Source organism: Limnohabitans sp. Rim8, assembly GCF_945901735.1.
In the GTDB taxonomy this organism is placed as follows: Bacteria; Pseudomonadota; Gammaproteobacteria; order Burkholderiales; family Burkholderiaceae_C; genus Limnohabitans_A.
In genome coordinates this window covers 86,286-105,834 of sequence record NZ_CAMDLM010000004.1, presented here as the reverse complement: position 1 = coordinate 105,834, position 19,549 = coordinate 86,286, and the positions used below count along the sequence as shown (strand labels likewise).

The window sequence follows — 19,549 nt, the reverse complement described above, 5'->3', positions numbered from 1 at the left end:
GAGCGCGTTCAACCCAAACCCAGCGGCAGCGCCGTTTTGTAGCGCACTTGTTTGAGCGCAAAGCTGGACCGGATTTTTTCGACGCCGGGAATGGGCGAGAGTTGCTCCAAGATGAAGCGCTCCAGCGCCGCCATGTCGCGCACGGCCACGCGCAACAGGTAGTCACTGTCGCCGGTCATCAAATAGCACTCCATCACTTCGTCGTGCCGCGCGATGTGCGCCTCAAAGTCGGCCAAGGTTTCCTTGCTTTGGGTCTTGAGGCTGATGGAGATGAACACCGTCAGGCCCAGCCCCAGCGCCGCCGCGCTGGCCAAGGCCACGTAGCGGTGGATCACGCCATGGCTCTCCAAAGCCTTGACACGCGCCAAGCAGGGCGAGGGTGACAGGCCAATGCGCTTGGCCAGGGTCACGTTGGACAGTGCGCCGTCGCGCTGCAGCTCGTCCAGTATCTTCAAATCCATGCTGTCCAGAATCATGTGCTGAATTCCTTTTAATTTCGGCATATTGTGCTTTAAATAAAGGTCTGATGGGTGCAAATACGCAGCACATGCGCCGACGGCCTCTGTAAAGTGAAGTGCATGAACGCACCTTTTGAACCCCTCTTGCACGCGCTGTCACACCCCCACGATGTGGACCCGGAAGAAACCGCCGAGTGGCGTGAGGCTTTGCTGGCGCTGATCGGCACCCAAGGCCCAGCGCGGGCCCGGCAGATTCTGGATGAGCTGGCCATCGTGGCGCGCCAGCAGCGCACCGGCTGGCAGCCCGAGCTGAACACGCCTTACATGAACACCATCGCGGTCGACGAGCAGCCGGTGTTTCCGGGCGATTTGGCCACCGAAGAGCGGCTGGTGGCCATCATGCGCTGGAACGCGTTGGCCATGGTGGTGCGTGCCAACCAGGCCTATGGTGAGCTGGGCGGGCACATCGCCAGTTACGCCAGCGTGGCCGATTTGTTTGAGACCGGCTTTCACCACTTCTTTCATGCCCGCACCGAACAGCACCAAGGCGACCTGGTGTTTTTTCAGCCGCACAGCGCGCCCGGTGTGTACGCCCGCGCCTTTCTGGAAGGGCGCCTGACGGAGGCCGACTTGCTGCATTACCGCCAAGAAATCACCGCGCCCGAGAGCGGCGCACGCGGTTTGTCGAGCTACCCGCACCCTTGGCTGATGCCCGATTTTTGGCAGTTCCCCACTGGTTCGATGGGCTTGGGGCCGATCAGCTCGATTTACCATGCGCGCTTCATGCGTTACCTGACGCACCGCCAGTTGCAAGACTGCAGCGCCCGCAAGGTGTGGGGCGTGTTTGGCGATGGCGAGATGGACGAGCCCGAGAGCATGAGCGCGCTCACGCTGGCCGCCCGCGAAAAACTCGACAACCTGGTGTGGGTGGTCAACTGCAATTTGCAGCGACTCGATGGCCCGGTGCGCGGCAACGGCCGCATCATCGACGAGCTGGAAAAGCTGTTTGCCGGCGCGGGCTGGAACGTGATCAAGTTGGTGTGGGGCAGCGATTGGGACGGCCTGCTGGCGCGCGACACCACGGGTGCTTTGCTGCGCGCCTTTGCCAACACCGTGGACGGCCAGATGCAGACCTTTGCGGCCAAGGACGGGCGCTACAACCGCGACAACTTCTTTGGCCAAAACGAAGAGCTGGCGCGGCTGGCGCAGGGCATGACCGACGAGCAGATCGACCGGCTCAAGCGCGGCGGGCACGACATCGTCAAAATCCACGCCGCCTATGCCGCTGCGGCGGCGCACCGCGGCCAACCCACGGTGATCCTGGCGCACACCAAAAAAGGCTTTGGCATGGGCAGCGCAGGCCAGGGCAAGATGACCACGCACAGCCAAAAGAAGTTCGATGGGCAAGACCTGATCGACTACCGCAACCGCTTTGATTTGCCGCTGAGCGATGAGCAGGCCAAGGGCTTGGCGTTTTACAAGCCCGCCGACGACAGCGCCGAGATGCGTTACCTGCGCGAGCACCGCGCCCAATTGGGTGGCAGCTTGCCCAAACGCGAGACCGCGTGTGAGCGCTTGCCCGTGCCCGCTTTGAGCACCTACGGACAGTTTGCGTTGCAGGCCGACGGCAAAGAGATGAGCACCACCATGGCCTTTGTGCGCATGCTGGGCGGCTTGCTCAAAGACAGCCAGCTTGGCCCGCGCATCGTGCCCATCGTGGCCGATGAGGCGCGCACCTTTGGCATGGCCAACCTGTTCAAGCAGGTGGGCATTTACAGCAGCGTGGGCCAGCGTTATGCGCCCGAAGACATTGGCTCGGTGCTGAGCTACCGCGAAGCCACCGACGGCCAAATTCTGGAAGAAGGCATCAGCGAAGCGGGCGCGATCGCCAGCTGGACGGCGGCCGCCACCAGCTACAGCGTGCACGGCTTGGCCATGCTGCCCTTCTACATTTATTACTCGATGTTCGGTTTCCAGCGTGTGGGCGACGCCATTTGGGCTGCGGCCGACCAACGGGCGCGGGGCTTTTTGCTGGGTGCCACCTCGGGGCGCACCACCTTGGGTGGCGAGGGCCTGCAGCACCAAGACGGCAGCAGCCATTTGGTGGCGGCCACCATCCCCAACTGCAAGGCTTATGACCCCGCCTTTGCGGGCGAGCTGGCGGTGATTCTGGACGAGGGCATGCGCGAGATGGTCGAACAGCAGGCCGATGTGTTTTATTACGTCACCCTGATGAACGAGAACTACGCCCAGCCCGACTTGCCGCCAGGGGTCGAGGGCGATGTGCTGCGCGGGGGGTATCGCTTTGGGGTGTACGGCCCGAGCGATGCCGCACAGCGCGTGACCTTGCTCGGCTCTGGCGCGATCCTGACCGAAGTCATCAAGGCCGCTGAGCAATTGGCTGCGCAAGGCGTGGGCGTGGAGGTGCTGAGCATCACCAGCTGGAGCGAGCTGGCGCGCGACGGCATGGCGCAAGACGCTGCGCCAGGGGTGCGCGCTGGCCATTTATCCCATTTGCTGAGCGCCACCCACGGCCCGGTGATCGCCGCCACCGATTACGTGCGTGCCGTGCCCGAGAGCGTGCGCGCTTTTGTGCCTGACGGCCGCCGCTACACCACGCTGGGCACAGACGGCTTTGGCCGCAGCGACACGCGGGCCGCCCTGCGCCGCTTTTTTGCGGTGGACGCTGGCAGCATCGCGCAAGCGGCGCGGCAAGCCCTGGTCAACTGAAAAGCCAACGCCTGCCACGTCGCTGTCAGCCTTGCAGCCAAATGTCGCGCCTTTTGATCCGACATTGCGGAGCCTTTTTTCTTCGTCATGGCGAGCGAAGCGTGGCCATCCATCTGCTGGGGTGGTCCCAGCGCTGCTGACCTTTCGACCGAACGAAGATGGATGGCCACGTCGCAAGCTCCTCGCCATGACGGATGGGGTGACGCGATGGCTGCGCCTGGTTGTGTCGCCCATTTGCCCAGAGGGGGCCACTCGCGCACACATAATGCGCCAACGTTTCAACCCCTCGGAGTGCCCCCATGCTCGACCCGCAAGCCCAAGCCCTGATGACTTTGTTGAGCGAAAAGGGCATTCCCCCGGTTTACACGCAAACGCCGGTGGAGGCGCGGGCCTCTTACCTGGCAAGGCGTTCCATCACCCAGTCCGAGGCCCCCGAGGTGGGGCGTGTGCAAGACCTGCATTTCAGCCATTCGGGCGTGGACGTTGCGGTGCGGGTGTACCACCCGAGTGAGGCCAAGCAGGCCCTGCCCGCCTTGGTTTACTTGCACGGTGGGGGCTGGACGGTGGGTGATCTGGATACGCACGATGTGCTGTGCCGCAGCCTGTGCCAGCAAGCCGGTGGCGTGGTGGTGGCGGTGGATTACCGCATGGGACCGGAGCACAAATTCCCAGCAGCCTACGACGATGCGGTGGCGGCCTGGCAATGGGTGGCCTCGCAAACGGCCACTTTGGGCATTGACCCTGCACGCATCGCCATCGGTGGCGACAGCGCAGGGGGCAACTTGGCTGCTGCGGCTTGCCTGGGCTTGCGCGACTTGGGCCTGAAGCCAGTCATGCAATTGCTGATTTACCCCAGCACGCTGATGGCCCCCGACACGGCTTCGTACCAAGCCAACGGCCAAGGCTACATGCTCACGCGTGAGTCCATGGCCTGGTATTCGGGCAACTACCTGCGCGGCCCGCAAGACGCCCAAGACTGGCGCGCTTCACCGCAGCTGGCCCCCAGCCACGCCCACTTGCCGCCAGCGTTCGTGTTGACGGCGGGCTTTGATCCTTTGCGCGACGAGGGCCTGATGTACGCCGATGCCCTGAGCCAGGCGGGCGTGTCATCGCAATACATCTGCTTTGAGCGGCAGATCCACGGTTTCATCACCATGGGGCGGGTGCTGCAAGAGGCCAACACGGCGGTGGCCTTGTGCGCCCACGCGCTGCGCACGGCTTGGAAGTAGGGCTGATCAGCCTTGCACCACGGCCAGATAGGCCTGGCGTGTTTCGGGGCTGACGGCGTCCAGCGCTTGCTCGTAGCGGGTTTGGTGCTGGGTCAGCATGCGGGCCGAGGCGATGGTCTTGGAGCGGCAAAACCAGTGGCAGCTGTGCTGCATCAAAAACATTTCGCCCATCATGCGAAACGAGCGCTCTTTGGTGGACAGGCCTTGAAGGTTGTTCACCGCCCGCTCAATGCCTTGGGCGTGCACTTCCAGCATGCGGCGCATGTCAAACGTGGCTTTGGGCGAGAGCTGGTCGATGTAGGGCAGCGCCACTTTGAAGCCACGCGCCACGGGGGCGGGCAGCTTGGCAAACTCGCGCGCCAGGTTTTGGAACTCGTTGGCCATCTGTTGCTCCGCCTGTTCTTGCAGTTGCATGATTTGCTGCTGCCGCGCCAAGTCAGACTCGCCCAGCGCCCGCATGTAGGCGCCCGTGAGTTGGGCCATGTTTTTTTCGATCTGAAAAGGGCGCAATTGCTCGGCCAGCAAGGCAGTGCGTTTGCGCTGGCCCTGGAGGTTGAGCCAGTGGATGCCCATGGCCAAAATGAAGAACAGGCTGATGAATTCCATACATGCAAGGTGAGGGGGCCAGATTGGCCGAACCATCAAGTGTAGTGAGCCCGGCGCAGAGGCCACTCAACAACCTTGCCTCGCCCATGGCAGCCCCTTGGGCCCGACGCATCAACGAACCTGCACACCACAGCCCCCGATTTGGAGAGCGGACTCTAAAGTGCGGGTTTTCCCTTGCCACAGCGCACCCATGCTGTTCCAATTGCTGCAGTGCAACAAAACTTCTCAAAGGAAAAAATCATGAACTTCAACGCTGAACAATTCACCGCCACCCAACAAGCCAACCTGAACGCAGCCGCTGGCCTGTCGCAATCGGCTTTCGCCAGCTTCGAGCGCCTGGTCGAGCTGAACATGGCCGCTGGCAAAGCCGCTGTGGGCGAGTCTTTCGCCAACATGCAAGCCCTGATGGCCGCCAAGTCGCCTCAAGACCTGATGGCTGTGCAAGCCGCTCTGGTGCAGCCTGCCTTCGAAAAGTCGGTCTCTTACGGTCGTCACATCGCTGACATCGCCAACAGCACCGGTGCCCAGTTCACCAAGGCCGTCGAAAGCAAAATGGCCGAGTCCGAGCAAGCCGTCAAAAGCCTGGTCGAAAACAGCCTGAAGAACGCCCCCGCCGGTTCTGACGCCGCTGTGGCCGTGCTCAAGACGGCTTTCGAAGCCAGCCAAACCGCTGCCGAGACTCTGAAAAAAGTGGCCAAGCAAGCCGCTGACAGCGCCGAAACCAGCATGAAGGCTGTCACGGCCCAAGCCGAAGCTTCGGTCAAGTCCGCCATGAGCAAGTCCAAAGCCAAGGCTTGAGCTTTGGCTTCATGGGCCAGCCCTTAACTCAGGGGCTGTTACCTACAATGAGGGTGTCTTAGGACACCCTTTTTTGTTTTGGATTGCCCTTATGTCACCAACTCTCACGCCAGCTTCTGTTCCCGTTTTGCACACCGAAGGCGGTGTGGCCACCATCACCCTGAACCGCCCGGCCCAGCGCAACCGACTGGAAAATGCCGACCTCGCGGCTTTGATGGCGCACTTTGACGCTGTGAACCTCGACTCCGAGGTGCGCGTGATGGTGCTGACGGCCAACACGGCGGGGCAGCCCCGGCCGGTTTTTTGCGCGGGCTTTGACATCGGCGGCTTTGACGAGTCCGGGCATGGTGCGCCCCTGTTTGAAGAAATCCCCGATGCCCTGGCCGCCATGCGTCCGGTCACCCTTTGCGCGCTGAACGGCAGCGTGTACGGCGGCGCGACCGATGTGGTGTTGGCTTGCGACCTGCGCATCGGCTTGCAAGGCATCGAGTGGCGCATGCCAGCCACCGCGTTGGGTTTGCACTATTACCCCAGTGGCTTGCAGCGTTATGTCAGCCGTTTTGGCTTGGCCGCCACCAAAAGGGCTTTTTTGACGGCCCGGCCTTTTACCGACCGGCAACTCGATGCCCTGGGCCTGTTCGAGGCCCTGGTCAGCGCTGACGACTGGGCAGCCACCCAGCAGGCCTTGGTGCGCGACCTTTTGGCGTTGGCCCCCCTGGCCTTGCAAGACACCAAGCAATCGATTCGCGAAATTGAGGCTGGGTTGGGGGACGTGACCCGCATGCGAGAGCGCGCACAGCGCGCCAGCCAAAGTGCCGACTTTGCCGAAGGCCGGGCGGCCTTTGCGCAGCGCCGCACGCCGGTCTTTACCGGCCGCTGAGCCGCTGTTGAGCCAAAACCTCGCATGGATGACCTCCCGCCGCGCTATCAAGTTGGGCGCTTTGCTGCCGATACGTCCTTTATGGACCAGGCTTGCTGAAGTTTGAAATGTGTGCGCTAAGTCATCTTGTAGGTCGGTGGCTTTAGCCCCGACATGGATGGCTTCGGTGCAGGCTGCATGTCGGGGCTGAAGCCGCCGACCTACAACAGCTTTGAGCATTGAAAACTTCAGAGAGCCTCATCAATCAAAGGTTTTTGTGGACGGGTGCGCGATGAGAACAAGTGTTGGTTGGGTTGGTTTGCTGTGGCTGTGTGCTGCGCCTTGGGCATGGGCGGGCCAGTACGTGCTGCTGGCCGGACAGACCCAGACCGTGCCGGTGGCGGCCAGGGTGGTCAATGGCGAGACCCGCTGCAATTTGCGCATCAGCGTGCCCGGTCAGGCCGATGTGGAACGTGTGGTGCAAGCCCCGTTCTTTGACACGGCCATGGCCATCACACCGCTGAATGAGGAGTCCGTCACGGTGCGTTGGCAAGGCCAGTCCCGTCGCATCAATGACCAGGTGGTCAATGGCTGCCCCACACAAGGCGAAACCCGCTTCAAGGTGGTCAGCAGCAATGCCTTGACCCGGGCCGTGTGGGCTGGCATGCAGGCGCAATTGGCGCCGGCCAAGGCCGAGTGCGTGCGTACCGCGTTCGAGCTGGACCGGGTGCGGCCCGAGTGGTTTGACTTCAATGACCCGCAGCCCAGCGGTGAGGACGCCAGAATTGAGCGGGCTTTTGCCCAATGCGAGGCGTTTTTGGCGCGGCCCAAAGCCTGGGGCACGCAAAGCCCGCAAAGCCATGCCTGCACCGTGGCGGGCATCAAAACCCGGTGTGAAGGCTTCTTCACGGCCAGCGTGAACGGCAAGGTGCAGACGATTTCGCGCGAAGCCGCCATTCAAATGCAATTGCAAAATTTGCCCTGGAGCTCTGGGGTGCGTGAGATCGCATCGGTCAGGACCTCGCGCATCCAGCAGGAAAAAGACCGCGTGGCCCGCGAGGCCGCTGAAGATGCAGCCAATCGGCAGGCCATCGAAGACGCCCGGCTGAAGGCCGAGCAACAAGCCCAAGAGGCCAAGGCGGCCGAGCAGCGTGCGCTGCAAGACAAGATCGCCGCCTTGAAGGTGCAAATTGCCGAAGAAAAAGCACTGGCCGCGCAAGAGAAAAATTGGGTCTTCAAGCAGATCGACAAGATCAGGGGCGTGCCTGCGCCCGATGCCAAGCCGCAAGCAACGCCCCAACCCGCCAGTTCGGCTGCGCCTGTGGCGCCGGGTTCCGTGCCACCTGCTGGGGCGCCAGCAGCGCAACCCGCACCCGCAGCACCCGTGGCTCCCGTGGCAGTGGCGCCAGCTGCGGCACCAGCCCAGACGAGCCCAACGGCAACACCGCCACCGCCGGCTTTGGCACCCGCAGCGCCGGCCGCTCCGGCTGCCAACCCGGCAGCCAGGTCCTTGCCACCCCTGCCGCCGACCTGAAGTGGCGAGGAGGCAAGGTTGGTAACGCAAGCGACCGGCGAGGGTGCGCATTGCCCCTAAGATGATCGGGTGATTCACCCCTACAAAAGCGCAGCGGCATGAAACCGCGCAAGCCTTGGTCCCCATCCCGCCAGTGGTCGCTTGCGCAGCACCGCAGCAGGCGGGCCTTTGACGCCTTGCCAGCGGCCGTTCGGGGCATGGTCTGGATGGTGCTGGGTGGGTTGCTGTTTTCTTTCCTCAACACCATCGCCCGTGAGCTGACGCTGCAACTGGACGTTTACCAATCGCAGTTTTTGCGTTACTTGTTTGGCCTGTTGTTCATCTTGCCTTGGGTTTGGCGCGGTGGCTGGCGGTCTTACATGCCAGTGAACATGGTGGGCCAGTTCTGGCGCGGTGGGGTGCACACGCTGGGGCTGGTGTTGTGGTTCACGGCCTTGCCCAAGATTCCGCTGGCCGACATTACCGCGATTGGCTTTACCGGTCCGATTTTCATCATGCTCGGCGCGGCCTGGTTTTTGGGCGAGCCGATGCGCCGGGACCGCTGGATCGCCGCCATCATTGGTTTTGCGGGTGTGCTGGTGGTGGTCTTGCCCAAGATGTCGGGTGAGGGGGGCTGGTTCAACCTGATCATGTTGGCCTCGTCGCCGGTGTTTGCGGCGTCCTTCCTGATCACCAAAGCCTTGACCCGCTACGAAAAAGCGGGCGTGATTGTGCTGTGGCAAGCCCTGACGGTCACGATTTTGAGCTTGCCGATGGCGCTGCCCAACTGGCAAGCGCCCACCCTGATGCAGTGGATCGGCTTTGCCGCCACGGGCGTGTTGGGCACGCTGGCCCACTATTGCCTGACGCGGGCCTTTGCGCTGGCCGACATTTCGGCCACCCAGTCGTTGCGCTTTCTCGACCTGGTCTGGGCCTCGATTCTGGGCTGGCTGGTGTTTGGCGATGTGCCCAGCCAGTGGACTTGGGCTGGGGCCCTGGTCATCTTGGGTGCCACCGTCTGGATTGCCCGCAGAGAAGGCCGGAGAAAAACCGCTGAGCCCAATTGACGGGGTATATTGCCCCGCTCAACAGGGAGAACTGTGTGATCGACATCGAGCCATTGCGCTTTGCCTGGACCCGGGGAGGGCCAGACACACTGCTGCTGGGCCGCCTGCTGGTGGACCGTGGACAAACTGTTTTTTTGCACGGACCCAGCGGCTGCGGCAAAAGCACTTTGCTCGGCCTGCTGGCGGGGGTGTTGTCGCCTCGCCAAGGGCGCGTGTCTTTGCTGGGGCAAGACTGGGCCGCTTTGAAGGCCGGCCAGCGCGACGCCTTTCGGGCCGACCATGTGGGCGTGATGTTTCAGCAGTTCAATTTGCTGCCCTACCTGAGTGTGCTGGACAACGTGACCCTGCCTTGCCGTTTCTCCAAGCTGCGCCGCGAGCGCTGCCAAGCTGCCGGTGGCCCCGAGACCGCGGCCCAAAGCTGGTTGCAGCGCATGGGTTTGCCCGAGGCCCTGTGGCGCCGCCGGGCCGACACCTTGTCGGTGGGCCAGCAGCAGCGCGTGGCCGCTGCCCGCGCACTGATGGGTCAGCCCGAATTGATTTTGGCCGACGAGCCCACCTCGGCACTCGACGCGGCTTTGCGCCAGGGCTTCATGGACTTGTTGCTGCAGGCCGCACGCGACGCGGGCAGCGCCTTGGTGTGCGTGAGCCACGACGAACAGCAGGCCGCACGCTTTGATGTGCAGTGGTCCTTGCCCGCCTTGCAACAAGCGGGGGTGAAGGCATGAACAAGCTGCTGACCATCGCCCGGCAAAGTGCCTGGAACCGGCGCAGCACCCTGGTTTGGGTGGTGGTGTCGCTGTCGTTGGCCACCGCCTTGCTGTGGACTTTGGAGCGTTTGCGCCACGACATCCGCCACAGTTTTTCGCAATCGGTCAGCGGTGTCGATTTGATCGTGGGCGCGCGCAGCAGCCCGTTGCAGCTGATGCTGTTTTCGGTGTTCCACATTGGCAGCGTGCCGCAAAGCATGCGCATGGAGAGTGTGCTCAAGCTCGCGCAGCACCGCTCGGTGTCTTGGGTCGTGCCTTTGAGTCTGGGCGACTCGCACCGGGGCTTTCCAGTGCTCGGCACCACGCCCGCTTATTTTCAGCACTTTGCCTATGGCGACAAACAGCCGCTGGTCTTGCAGCAAGGCGCGGCGTTTGCCGACACGCTCGATGGTTTGTACGAGGCGGTGATCGGGGCCGAAGTGGCGCGCAAGATGGGCTATGGCTTGGGCCAAAGTATCACGCTGGGCCACGGCATGCACGACCATGACCATGACCACAAAGGCGAGCCAGCCGACGGAAATACTGACGAACATGCCGACAAGCCCTTCAAGGTGGTCGGCATTCTGGCCCCCACGGGCACCCCGGTGGACCGTTCGGTGCAAGTGAGCCTCAAGGCCCTGGAAGCCATCCACCTCGACTGGGTCGCGGGCACGCCCATGCCGGGCGGGCAGATCCCGGCCGACCAGGCGCGCAAATTCAACCTGGAGCCCGAAGAAGTCACGGCCGCCCTGGTGGGTCTGAAAAGCCGTGCGGCCGTCTTCAATGTTCAGCGCTTCGTGAATTTCTACGAAGAAGAAGCCCTGATCGGCGTCATGCCCGGCGTGGCCTTGGGGGAGTTGTGGTCGGTGCTGGGCCTGGGTGAAAACGCCTTGCTGGCAGTCTCGGCCCTGGTGGCCTTGGTGAGTGTGGTCTCGCTCGTGGCGGTGGTGCTGGCGGGCCTGAACGAGCGCCGCCGCGAACTGGCGGTGCTGCGCGCCGTGGGCGCCGCGCCGCGCCATGTGCTGGGTCTGCTCACGCTCGAAGGGCTGTGGGTCACCTGCGCCGGGGTCGCGTTGGGTGTGCTGTTGGCCCACTCGGGCATGGCCTTGGCCACACCCTGGCTGCAGCAGTCGCTGGGCATTCGCTTGCAAATGGAGGCGCCTTTGCCTTCGCAGCTGGCGCTGGCGGGCGCGGTCTTGCTGGCCGGATTGCTGGCCAGCCTCGGGCCCGCTTGGCGGGCCTACCGATTGTCCCTGGCCGACGGCTTGTCGCCACGCGTGTGAGGTGGGGTTGCTGCACAATGCGCTGCAATGACAACGGGAATGAGAGCGCAGGGATGAGACAAGTTGCAAGGTGTTGGACGGTGGGCGTGCTGCTGCCTGCGTTGTGGGTCTGGAGTGCGCAGGCGCAAAGTGTGCGAGAGACCGTGCGCGACACCGTGCCTCTGGTCCAGCCCGCCTTGTCGGCCGACGCCTCTCCGCCCGGTGCCAACGTGCCGGGAGCCACGCGCACCATCGGCTGGGAGCAGCTGATTCCGGCAGGCTGGGACCCGTACAAAGACCTCAAGGCGCTCAACCTTGACGCATTGAAAGACAACGACCCCAAGGCCGAGGAGGCGCTGAAAAAAATGCGCCAAATGTGGGACAACGCGCCCATCAACCCCCTGATTCTTGGTCAGGGCGTGCGCCTGCCGGGCTATGTGGTGCCGCTGGAAGACCTGGCCGCTGGCATCAAGGAGTTTTTGCTGGTGCCTTACTTCGGCGCTTGCGTGCATTCGCCCCCGCCCCCGGCCAACCAAATCGTGCATGTGCTCTTGGACAAACCTGTTAAGAACCTGCGCCTCATGGACGTGGTCTGGGTGTCCGGCCCCTTGAGTGCCACCAAGACCGACTCGCACATGGGCGTGGCCAGTTACCGCATCGACGCCAAGGCCGTGACGCCTTACCAGGACAAAAAGCGCTGATCACGCCGGATTGGACACCCCCGAAGCCACATGCCCCGAAGGCACATGCCGAGCCGCCGATTCGATGTGGCCGGTTTGGTCGTCAAAGAAAAAGTCGGGTTCGAATTCGCGCAGAAATTCGCCTTTGGGCAAGCCACCCAAAAACATGGCTTCATCGACTTCAATGTTCCAGTCCATCAGGGTTCGGATGGCGCGCTCGTGCGCCGGGGCGCTGCGGGCCGTGACCAGTGCGGTGCGGATGCGCATGGCCGGTGTGCCTGCTTGCTGTAATTGTTGCAGCGCTTGCAGCAGGGGCTTGAAAGGCCCGGCCAGCAGGGGTTGACCTGCTCTGTCGCTTTCGTGTTTCTGAAATGCCGACAGGCCTTGTGCTTGAAACACGCGCTCGGCTTCGTCGGAAAACAGCACGGCATCGCCGTCAAAAGCAATGCGCACCTCGTGCGGGTGCGCCTCGGACGCCAGCGCCGAGTGCGGGTAGACCTGCGCGGCAGGCACACCGGCATCGAGCGCGGCGCGCACATCGGACAAATGGGTGGACAAAAACAGGTTGGCGTTGAGCGGCCGCAGGTAGCGCCACGGCGGCTGCCCGCGTGTGAAGCTGCCGCGCTGGATGGGCAGGCCGTAGTGCTGCGCCGAGCGGAACACCCGCATGCCCGAGACCGGGTCGTTGCGCGAGAGGATCACCACCTCCACGCGCTGCGCATCGGCATTGTTGAAGTCCAACAGCTTGCGCACCAAAGAAAAGGCCACGCCGGGTTTGGCCGGCGCTTCCAGGCGCTCAAGCTGCAGCTTCATGTACGCCCGGTCGTCGCCTTGCTCGAACACCTTGTTTTCTTCTTCGAAGTCGAACAAGGCGCGAGACGAAATCGCGACGACGAGTTGACCTTCCAATGTGGCGGGCATGGTTCACTCCTTCAAAACTTCAAAAAAAGCGGTTCATCAGCGCTCACTTGATAAACTGGTTCAGCTGCATGATGGGCATCAGCACCGCCAGCACGATCAGCATGACCATGCCCCCCATGGCGACGATCAGCAAGGGCTCCAGCACGGTGGCCAAGGCCAGGGCGCGGCGCTGCACCTCCCCCGACATTTGTTGTGCCGCACGTTGCAGCATCACCGGCAGTTGACCGGTTTGTTCGCCCAGCCTTGCAAACATGGACAGCAGGCCCGGAAAGCGGGCGTTTTGCGCCAGCGCCGTGCCCAGCGGCGCGCCTTCGCGCACGCGCACCAGGGCTTCGAGGGCGTCGGCCCGCAGGGCCTGGTTGGACAGCGTGTCGGCCGCGGCCTGCAGGGCTTTGAGGATGGGCACGCCCGCGGCCGTGAGCATGGCCAGCGTGGAGGCAAAGCGGGCGCTGTTGTAGCCCCGCGCCAGCCGGCCGATCAGGGGCAGGCGCAGCCAGGCGGCGTCAAAGCGCAGGCGCAGCGCCGCTTGGCGCATGGCCAGCCGAAAAGCCAGCAAGCCGCCCGCCAACAGCAACAGCAGAAACCAGCCCCAGTTGCGCACAAAGTCGCTGATGGCCAGCATGGCCACGGTCAAGCCCGGCAATTGCCGTTTAGTGCCCGCAAAGACCCCGGCCACTTGCGGCACCACCGAGGTGACCAAAAAAATCACAATCGCCAGCGCCACCAGGCTGACGATGGCCGGGTACAGCGAGGCCGACAGGAGCTTGGCGCGCAGCACTTGCTGGTCTTCCAAGTCGTTCGCCAGCTGGTTGAGCACATCTGACAAGTGGCCGCTTTGCTCGCCTGCGGCGATCACGGCGCGGTCGATGGCTGGAAACTCTTGCGGAAACTGCGCCAGCGCCCGGCCCAGGGTGCTGCCCGAGTTGATGTCGGCGCGGATGGCGGCCAGCAGGTGGCGCTGCTTCTCGTCTTCGACCTCTTCGCTCAAAGCGGCCAAGGCGCGTTCGACCGGCAAGCCGCTGCCCACCAGACCGGCGAGCTGACGCGTCCACACGGCGCGTTCGCTGGTGCTGAAGGCGCGGCCTGCGCCAATGGGGCGCTGCCACCAGGGCAGGGCGCTGGCCGTTTCGCTGGCCGAGCCCGAGGCGATGGCCTCCACCAGCAGGGGCACGAGCTGCTGCGTGCGCAACTGGGTGCGGGCGGTTTTCAGGCTGTCGGCTTCGAGCGTGCCTTTGCGCAGGACACCATCGGCTTGCAGGGCTTCAAAACGGTAGGCGGGCATGTGTCAGGTTTCAGCGGCTGAAGTAAAGGACGCCGATCTGGCCATTCCAGCTCAAGGTGCTGGGGCTGACGGCATGGACTTGGCCCAGATGGCGCGAGCTGCCCACTGTGCCAAACCAGGCCCATTGTGGGCTGAGGGCATAACGGTAACTCAGGCCCAGACCCACCGAGCCCAAGCCAGAGTGCCAGCCTCCGGGTGGCGGGGGCAACAGGCGCAGCTGGGTGGCCCAGTGGTCGGCTGTGGCCCATTCGACGCCGCCGCTCAGGCTGATCGCGCTGCGCTCGCTCAGCGGCAGGCCATACGATGCCCCCACCGACAAGGTGGTGCCGTCGCCACGGTCCATCAGGTCTTGCGTCAGGTCGGTGCCCACCGACCAGCGTTTATTGAGTTGGTAGTTCGCGCTCACGCGGGCGCGCAAAGTGTTCTTGCCCGAAGAAAAACCGTCAAAGCTGCTGTTGTCTTGCAGGTTCTGGATGCGCAAAGACAGCGCCACTTTCAGGCGTTCATCGTCGCGCAGCTGGTAGGCCAAATTCGACTCTTTGCGGTAACCGCTGAAGGCCAGCCATTCGTCACCTGTGGCATGGCCCAGCCGCCACCGCCCATAGCGAAAACCGAGGACCGGGCGCAGCGCCAGCTCAGTGTGGCCATCGGACAATTCCCGGGTTTTGAGTTTCAGGCCCAGGGTGTAGCGCGAGCGTTGGCCAGTGTTTTGCGGGACGGCTGTTTCTGCCTCCGAAGCCTCAGGCGCAGTCATCGCAGCCTCAGACTTGGATGGGACCGTGGTCGCCATGGCCGCGGTTGACATGCCCACACCACACAAGGCGATCACCAGCCAAGTGTCTGTCGCTGACCAGGGTGGGTTGGGACAACGGGGGGCGCATGGGCTCATCGGGCTTCAGTCCCGCGTGACGCGCAGCAGCTCTTCGGCGCTGGTGATGCCGGCATCCACCAGGCGCTGGCCATCGTGGCGCATCAGCACCATGCCTTGGGTCAGAGCGGTGGCGCGCAGCTCGGCTTCGGCGGCGCGGTGGTGGATTTGGGCGCGGACCTCGTCGGTGGCGACCAGCAGCTCAAAAATGCCGGTGCGCCCGGCGTAGCCGGTTTGGCCACAGGCCGCGCAACCCGCACCGTGGCAGGCGGTGCAGCGCTTGCGCACCAGGCGCTGGGCCAGCACGCCCAACAGCGATGAGCTGAGCAAGAACGGCTCCACGCCCATGTCGATCAGGCGGTTCACCGCACTGGCCGCGTCGTTGGTGTGCAGCGTGGCCAGCACCAGGTGGCCGGTGAGTGAGGCCTGAATGGCGATCTGCGCGGTCTCAAAGTCGCGGATCTCGCCGATCATGATCACGTCGGGGTCTTGCCGCAGGATGGCACGCAGGGCCTTGGCAAACGTCAGGTCGATCTTCGCATTCACCTGGGTCTGGCCCACGCCGGGCAGCTCGTATTCGATGGGGTCTTCCACCGTCATGATGTTGTGGCGCGTGGCGTCCAGCCGCTGCAGCGCGGCATACAAACTGGTGGTTTTGCCCGAGCCGGTGGGCCCCGTCACCAGCAAAATGCCGTGCGGTTGACTGATGAGTTGGTCCAGCTGTTGCAGCACTTGGCCCTGCATGCCCACGGCCTCCAGGGTCAGGCACGCTTCGCTTTTGTCGAGCAAGCGCAGCACGGCGCGTTCGCCATGCGCACTGGGCAGGGTGGACACGCGCACGTCGACTGCGCGTGCGCCCAGTCGCAAGCTGATGCGGCCGTCTTGTGGGAGTCGTTTTTCTGCGATGTCGAGTTCGGCCATGATTTTCAGGCGCGAAATCAGTGCGGCATGCAGCGCCCGGTTGGGTTGTACAACTTCACGCAGGGTGCCGTCTATGCGGAAACGCACACTCGAGTGGCGTTCGTAGGGCTCGATGTGGATGTCGCTGGCCCCGTCGCGTGTGGCCTGGGTGAGCAAGGCGTTGAGCATGCGGATGATGGGCGCGTCGTCGCTGGCTTCGAGCAGGTCTTCCACCGCGGGCAGGTCTTGCATCATGCGCGAGAGGTCGGCTTCGGATTCGACCTCGCTGACCACCGCAGCGGCGGTGGACGCGCCGTGCGCCTGGCCACCCGAATAGGCCTGGTGGATGCGTTGGCTCAGGTCGGCGGCCTCCACGATTTGCATCTGGAGGCTGGGTCCTGCAAATTTGCGCGCTACCTCGGACAAGGCCGAACGGTCACTGGCGTCACACCAACTAAGGGTCAGGCGGTCGCCATCGCCCTCCAGCAACAGTTTGCTGGTGCGGGCAAAGGCGTAGGGCAGGGGGTGGCGCATGGCGGGTTCAGGGCTGGCGGGTGGATGTCGCTGGCTTCGCTTCAGCGGGGGCAATGGGTGTCACGGTGGGCGACCTGTCCACAGGTGGCAAGACCGCCGAGCCTGCCACAGGCAGCGGCCCGGTGGGCAGCGGCTGGAAACCCTGTTGCTGCAAGCGCATTTGCTCGTAGCGGCCCATCGACAGGGCGTCGGCCGCTGCGCCATCGCGCACCACCACCGGGCGCAGGAACACCATCAGGTTGGTCTTTTTGCGGCTGCGGACTTCCGACTTGAACAAATTGCCAAACAAAGGAATATCTCCCAGGCCCGGCACTTTTTCTTGGCTGGTGCTGGTGTCGTCTTGCAGCAAGCCGCCCAGCACCACGATGGCGCCGTCGTCCACCAGCACGTTGGTCTCAATCGAGCGCTTGTTGGTGATAAGGCCATCTTTGGAGCCAATGGATTTGGCGTCGACGTTGCTCACTTCTTGGTAGACCTGCATCTTGATCGTGCCGTTTTCGCTGATCTGTGGCCTCACCCGCAGAGTCAGGCCAACATCTTTGCGCTCAATGGTGGTGAAGGGGTTGGTGGTGCCCACTGCTGCTCCTGCGAAGGAGCCGGTCACAAAGGGCACGTTTTGGCCAATCACGATCTTGGCTTCTTCGTTGTCCAGCGTGAGCAAGTTGGGCGTGGACAGCACGTTGGCATCGCCGTTTGTCTGCAAAAACCGCGCCAAAGCACCGAGGGCCAAGGCACCGTTGCGTTGTGCGCCCACGGCAAGGTTCAAGCCTGTCGATGCCGTGTAATTGCCCGAAGCGGCCCCTGCAGCCAGGGTCAGCAAGTTGGTGCCGCCCACTGCAAAGTTGGTGCCCAACAAGCCCACAAGGCTTCCGTTGGTGCCGGTGCCGCTCATCCACTGCACGCCAAACTCGGCGGCTTTGTCGGCGCTGACCTCGGCGATCAGGCTCTCCACAAACACTTGGGCGCGGCGTTGGTCGAGCATGTCGATCACGCTGCGCAGCTGGCGGTATTGCGGCTCGGGTGCGCTGATGATAAGCGCGTTGGTGGCCGGGTCGGCCTGGATCTGGCCACCGGTGGACGGCTGGGCTGAGGGGCTGATGTTGCTGCTTGCGGGATTTGTTGCAGGCGCTGCTGGATTGCCCGGTGATGCGCCTGCCGCGACCGCACCGCTGCGCCCTTCGCCCGCGATGGCGGCGCGCAAGGTGGTCGCCAGCTTGGTGGCGTCGGCGTTCTTCAGGTAGACCACATGGATGTTGCCGCTGGCCGCACCCGCGCCGGTGGCACTGGGCTGGTCGAGTTGGTCGACCAAACTGCGCACCAGCGCCAGCCTGGCCGGGTTGGCCGCCCGCACGATGAGCGAGTTGGTGCGCACCTCGGGGATCACGGTGGTCTTAAAGGAACTGTCCGTCTGGCCTTGCGCGGCTGGTGCAGCGGCTGCGCCCGATTCGATCAGGCGCTGCACCATCGGGGCCAGGTCGCCCGCAATGGCGTGGCGCAGGCGCAGCACCTCGACACCCGTGGCGTTGGACACATCGAGCGCCGCGATGATGCGGCCCAGGCGCTGCAGGTTGTCGCTGTAGTCGGTGATGACCAGCGCGTTGGTGCCGGGGTTGACGTTGATGGTGTTGTTGGGGCTGATCAGGGGGCGCAGCACCGGCACCAGGTTGTTCACGTTTTCGTGGTTGAGTTTGAAGATTTGTGTGACGATTTGCCCGGTCCCGGCGGGCACGGCCCCGGCCGACACGGCGCTGCTTTGCAGCTTGGCTTCGGCCTCGGGCACCACGGTGTAGAGCCCGGCCGACTCCACCAACGCAAAGCCCTGGGTGCGCAGCTGCGCAGCAAACAAGCGCAGGGCCTGTGCCGGGGGCACGGGCACGGTGCTGGACAGCGACATCGTGCCCTTGACTCGCGGGTCGACCACCACGTTGGCACCCGACAAGGTGGCCAGGGTGCGGGCCACGGCCTCGATCTCGGCGTTCACAAAATTGAGCGTGACGGGTTCGCGGCGTGAGGACTTGAGGGCCGGTGGGTTCGTCATTGGATTGGCCGCGGGTTTGTCCGCGTTCTGGGCATGCACCTGTGGCATGAGCCAGCCCATGGCCGCCAGGCAGGCCAAGGCCAAAGCGCTGCGTGGCCAGCGGGCACGGTTCAAGGGGCGCATGTGAGCAAAGTCGTTCATGGTGTTCAGGTCTTGAAACAGGGGGTGCAGCTGGGTTGCAACAGGGGTTGAAGGTGGGGGCTGATCATGCGGGCTGAGGCTGAACCGGGTTCATCCCAAAGACAGCAAACTGCGCGCGCCTTGGCGGCGGCCCAGGATGTTGAGCAAATTATCGAATGCCGCCTCATGCCCTTCGGCTGCGCTGGCCTCTCCGGTAAAGCGCAGGCGCTGGCCCACCCATTGGCCCTGGCCCGACAGCAGCAAAGGGCCCTGCAGGGTGCTCAGCGCCAAGCCCGGTGTGGGCGTGCCTTGCGGGGTGCCGGTCAGGGTGAGGCGGTAGCTGCCCATGGGTTTGACGGGGCTCAGGCGCGAAGACATCTCGTGCAGGCCCAGCGCCACCAGGCCCTGCATTTGCAGGCGGCCTTGTGCCCAGTGCAGTTGCAGCGCTTCGGTGCGCAGCTGCAATTGACCTTCGGCCTGCAGCGTGTTCCAGGGCGCACCCAGACCGCTGAGCAAGGCGGCTGGCCAGCTCGACTGGTGGTCGCTGGTTTGCAGGTGCAGGGTGTTCCAGCCCAAAGCGGCTTGCAAGCTGGCGGCCTGCGTCATGCAGCAGTCGGCCCGCCAGCCCAGGCGCAGGCCTGTCCAGGTGGGTGACAGGCTCCAGTGCAGCCGGCCGGGCAGGGCCTGCGGCTGGCGGCTGCCCGCGCCGCCGCTGAGCAGCAGCTGGGCCGAGCCTTGCCACACCGTGCCGCGGGGGTTGAGCCATTGCACCTGGCCTTGACTGGCCTGGGCCACGCCCCAAGCCAGCCAGCGGGCAGGCGCCCACACCAGCAGCGCCAGGCCCAGGCCCAAGAGTGCGCCGAGCCAGGCCAAAGACCAGGGCGCACGCACCGGACTGACCGGACTTGCGCTGGCTCGACGAAGGGTTTTCATGGCGT

The 19,549-nt window shown here is 64.0% G+C and carries 17 protein-coding genes; 9 read left to right on the top strand and 8 right to left on the bottom strand.

The window, feature by feature from the left end; genetic code table 11:
- Positions 1 to 8: 8 nt before the first annotated feature.
- Positions 9 to 476 (bottom strand): Lrp/AsnC family transcriptional regulator, encoded by a 468-nt coding sequence (locus Q0O99_RS03540; protein WP_293748606.1) that lies wholly within the window; start codon positions 474 to 476, stop codon positions 9 to 11.
- A 102-nt stretch (positions 477 to 578) separates the two neighbouring features.
- Here Q0O99_RS03540 and mdeB point away from each other — a divergent pair, with 102 nt between their 5' ends.
- Together mdeB and Q0O99_RS03530 are read left to right on the top strand one after the other, a co-directional pair.
- On the top strand, positions 579 to 3,188 hold the full coding sequence (mdeB, locus tag Q0O99_RS03535) for an alpha-ketoglutarate dehydrogenase (protein ID WP_293748604.1): 2,610 nt from the start codon (positions 579 to 581) through the stop codon (positions 3,186 to 3,188).
- A 299-nt stretch (positions 3,189 to 3,487) separates the two neighbouring features.
- Positions 3,488 to 4,417: an alpha/beta hydrolase gene (locus Q0O99_RS03530; protein ID WP_293748602.1), complete on the top strand. Its 930-nt coding sequence runs from the start codon at positions 3,488 to 3,490 to the stop codon at positions 4,415 to 4,417.
- Positions 4,418 to 4,423: 6 nt separating this feature from the next.
- Here the strand turns inward: Q0O99_RS03530 and Q0O99_RS03525 are convergent, their stop codons facing one another.
- Entirely contained in the window at positions 4,424 to 5,023 is a 600-nt protein-coding gene (locus Q0O99_RS03525) for a hypothetical protein (RefSeq protein ID WP_293748600.1), read from the bottom strand.
- Between the two features lie 240 nt (positions 5,024 to 5,263).
- On the opposite strand from Q0O99_RS03525, the gene Q0O99_RS03520 reads away from it, so the two are divergent.
- The 7 genes from Q0O99_RS03520 (at position 5,264) to Q0O99_RS03490 (ending at position 11,969) form a co-directional block, all read left to right on the top strand.
- On the top strand, positions 5,264 to 5,821 hold the full coding sequence (locus tag Q0O99_RS03520) for a phasin family protein (protein WP_293748598.1): 558 nt from the start codon (positions 5,264 to 5,266) through the stop codon (positions 5,819 to 5,821).
- A 91-nt stretch (positions 5,822 to 5,912) separates the two neighbouring features.
- Complete coding sequence (locus Q0O99_RS03515) at positions 5,913 to 6,701, top strand: enoyl-CoA hydratase/isomerase family protein (RefSeq protein WP_293748596.1); 789 nt, start codon at positions 5,913 to 5,915, stop codon at positions 6,699 to 6,701.
- A 271-nt stretch (positions 6,702 to 6,972) separates the two neighbouring features.
- On the top strand, positions 6,973 to 8,214 hold the full coding sequence (locus Q0O99_RS03510) for a hypothetical protein (RefSeq protein WP_293748594.1): 1,242 nt from the start codon (positions 6,973 to 6,975) through the stop codon (positions 8,212 to 8,214).
- 98 nt (positions 8,215 to 8,312) lie between these two features.
- Positions 8,313 to 9,260 carry a DMT family transporter gene (locus Q0O99_RS03505; protein WP_293748592.1) on the top strand — a complete coding sequence of 316 codons (948 nt, stop codon included), beginning with the start codon at positions 8,313 to 8,315 and terminating at the stop codon, positions 9,258 to 9,260.
- 35 nt (positions 9,261 to 9,295) lie between these two features.
- Positions 9,296 to 9,985, top strand: a complete 690-nt coding sequence (locus tag Q0O99_RS03500; RefSeq protein WP_293748590.1) for an ABC transporter ATP-binding protein — start codon at positions 9,296 to 9,298, stop codon at positions 9,983 to 9,985.
- The gene (locus tag Q0O99_RS03495) at positions 9,982 to 11,289 is read left to right on the top strand and encodes an ABC transporter permease (RefSeq protein ID WP_293748588.1); all 1,308 of its coding nucleotides are present in this window, start codon (positions 9,982 to 9,984) and stop codon (positions 11,287 to 11,289) included. Before Q0O99_RS03500 ends, Q0O99_RS03495 begins: the two co-directional genes overlap by 4 nt.
- Positions 11,290 to 11,342: 53 nt before the next feature.
- Positions 11,343 to 11,969, top strand: a complete 627-nt coding sequence (locus tag Q0O99_RS03490; RefSeq protein WP_293748586.1) for a DUF3299 domain-containing protein — start codon at positions 11,343 to 11,345, stop codon at positions 11,967 to 11,969.
- On the opposite strand, the gene Q0O99_RS03485 is transcribed toward Q0O99_RS03490, so the two are convergent.
- From Q0O99_RS03485 to gspN, 6 genes are all read right to left on the bottom strand, one after another.
- Complete coding sequence (locus Q0O99_RS03485) at positions 11,970 to 12,869, bottom strand: 5'-nucleotidase (RefSeq protein WP_293748584.1); 900 nt, start codon at positions 12,867 to 12,869, stop codon at positions 11,970 to 11,972.
- Between the two features lie 43 nt (positions 12,870 to 12,912).
- Positions 12,913 to 14,151: a type II secretion system inner membrane protein GspF gene (gene gspF, locus Q0O99_RS03480; RefSeq protein ID WP_293748583.1), complete on the bottom strand. Its 1,239-nt coding sequence runs from the start codon at positions 14,149 to 14,151 to the stop codon at positions 12,913 to 12,915.
- Positions 14,152 to 14,161: 10 nt separating this feature from the next.
- Positions 14,162 to 14,905 carry a MipA/OmpV family protein gene (locus tag Q0O99_RS03475; protein WP_293748582.1) on the bottom strand — a complete coding sequence of 248 codons (744 nt, stop codon included), beginning with the start codon at positions 14,903 to 14,905 and terminating at the stop codon, positions 14,162 to 14,164.
- 141 nt (positions 14,906 to 15,046) lie between these two features.
- A complete protein-coding gene (locus Q0O99_RS03470) occupies positions 15,047 to 16,453 on the bottom strand; it encodes an ATPase, T2SS/T4P/T4SS family (protein ID WP_293748581.1) in 1,407 nt (468 codons plus the stop codon).
- Positions 16,454 to 16,460: 7 nt separating this feature from the next.
- A complete protein-coding gene (gene gspD / locus Q0O99_RS03465; RefSeq protein ID WP_293748579.1) occupies positions 16,461 to 18,632 on the bottom strand; it encodes a type II secretion system secretin GspD in 2,172 nt (723 codons plus the stop codon).
- Between the two features lie 90 nt (positions 18,633 to 18,722).
- Positions 18,723 to 19,544 carry a type II secretion system protein N gene (gspN, locus tag Q0O99_RS03460; protein ID WP_293748577.1) on the bottom strand — a complete coding sequence of 274 codons (822 nt, stop codon included), beginning with the start codon at positions 19,542 to 19,544 and terminating at the stop codon, positions 18,723 to 18,725.
- Between the last annotated feature and the right edge of the window lie 5 nt (positions 19,545 to 19,549).

Coding starts and splice junctions, on each gene's coding strand:
- Q0O99_RS03530 (WP_293748602.1), top strand. CDS start 3,488: ATGCTCGACCCGCAAGCCCAAGCCCTGATGACTTTGTTGAGCGAAAAG.
- Q0O99_RS03515 (WP_293748596.1), top strand. CDS start 5,913: ATGTCACCAACTCTCACGCCAGCTTCTGTTCCCGTTTTGCACACCGAA.
- mdeB (WP_293748604.1), top strand. CDS start 579: ATGAACGCACCTTTTGAACCCCTCTTGCACGCGCTGTCACACCCCCAC.
- Q0O99_RS03485 (WP_293748584.1), bottom strand. CDS start 12,869: ATGCCCGCCACATTGGAAGGTCAACTCGTCGTCGCGATTTCGTCTCGC.
- Q0O99_RS03490 (WP_293748586.1), top strand. CDS start 11,343: ATGAGACAAGTTGCAAGGTGTTGGACGGTGGGCGTGCTGCTGCCTGCG.
- gspN (WP_293748577.1), bottom strand. CDS start 19,544: ATGAAAACCCTTCGTCGAGCCAGCGCAAGTCCGGTCAGTCCGGTGCGT.
- gspF (WP_293748583.1), bottom strand. CDS start 14,151: ATGCCCGCCTACCGTTTTGAAGCCCTGCAAGCCGATGGTGTCCTGCGC.
- Q0O99_RS03470 (WP_293748581.1), bottom strand. CDS start 16,453: ATGCGCCACCCCCTGCCCTACGCCTTTGCCCGCACCAGCAAACTGTTG.
- gspD (WP_293748579.1), bottom strand. CDS start 18,632: ATGAACGACTTTGCTCACATGCGCCCCTTGAACCGTGCCCGCTGGCCA.
- Q0O99_RS03540 (WP_293748606.1), bottom strand. CDS start 476: ATGATTCTGGACAGCATGGATTTGAAGATACTGGACGAGCTGCAGCGC.
- Q0O99_RS03520 (WP_293748598.1), top strand. CDS start 5,264: ATGAACTTCAACGCTGAACAATTCACCGCCACCCAACAAGCCAACCTG.
- Q0O99_RS03505 (WP_293748592.1), top strand. CDS start 8,313: ATGAAACCGCGCAAGCCTTGGTCCCCATCCCGCCAGTGGTCGCTTGCG.
- Q0O99_RS03495 (WP_293748588.1), top strand. CDS start 9,982: ATGAACAAGCTGCTGACCATCGCCCGGCAAAGTGCCTGGAACCGGCGC.
- Q0O99_RS03475 (WP_293748582.1), bottom strand. CDS start 14,905: ATGACTGCGCCTGAGGCTTCGGAGGCAGAAACAGCCGTCCCGCAAAAC.
- Q0O99_RS03510 (WP_293748594.1), top strand. CDS start 6,973: ATGAGAACAAGTGTTGGTTGGGTTGGTTTGCTGTGGCTGTGTGCTGCG.
- Q0O99_RS03525 (WP_293748600.1), bottom strand. CDS start 5,023: ATGGAATTCATCAGCCTGTTCTTCATTTTGGCCATGGGCATCCACTGG.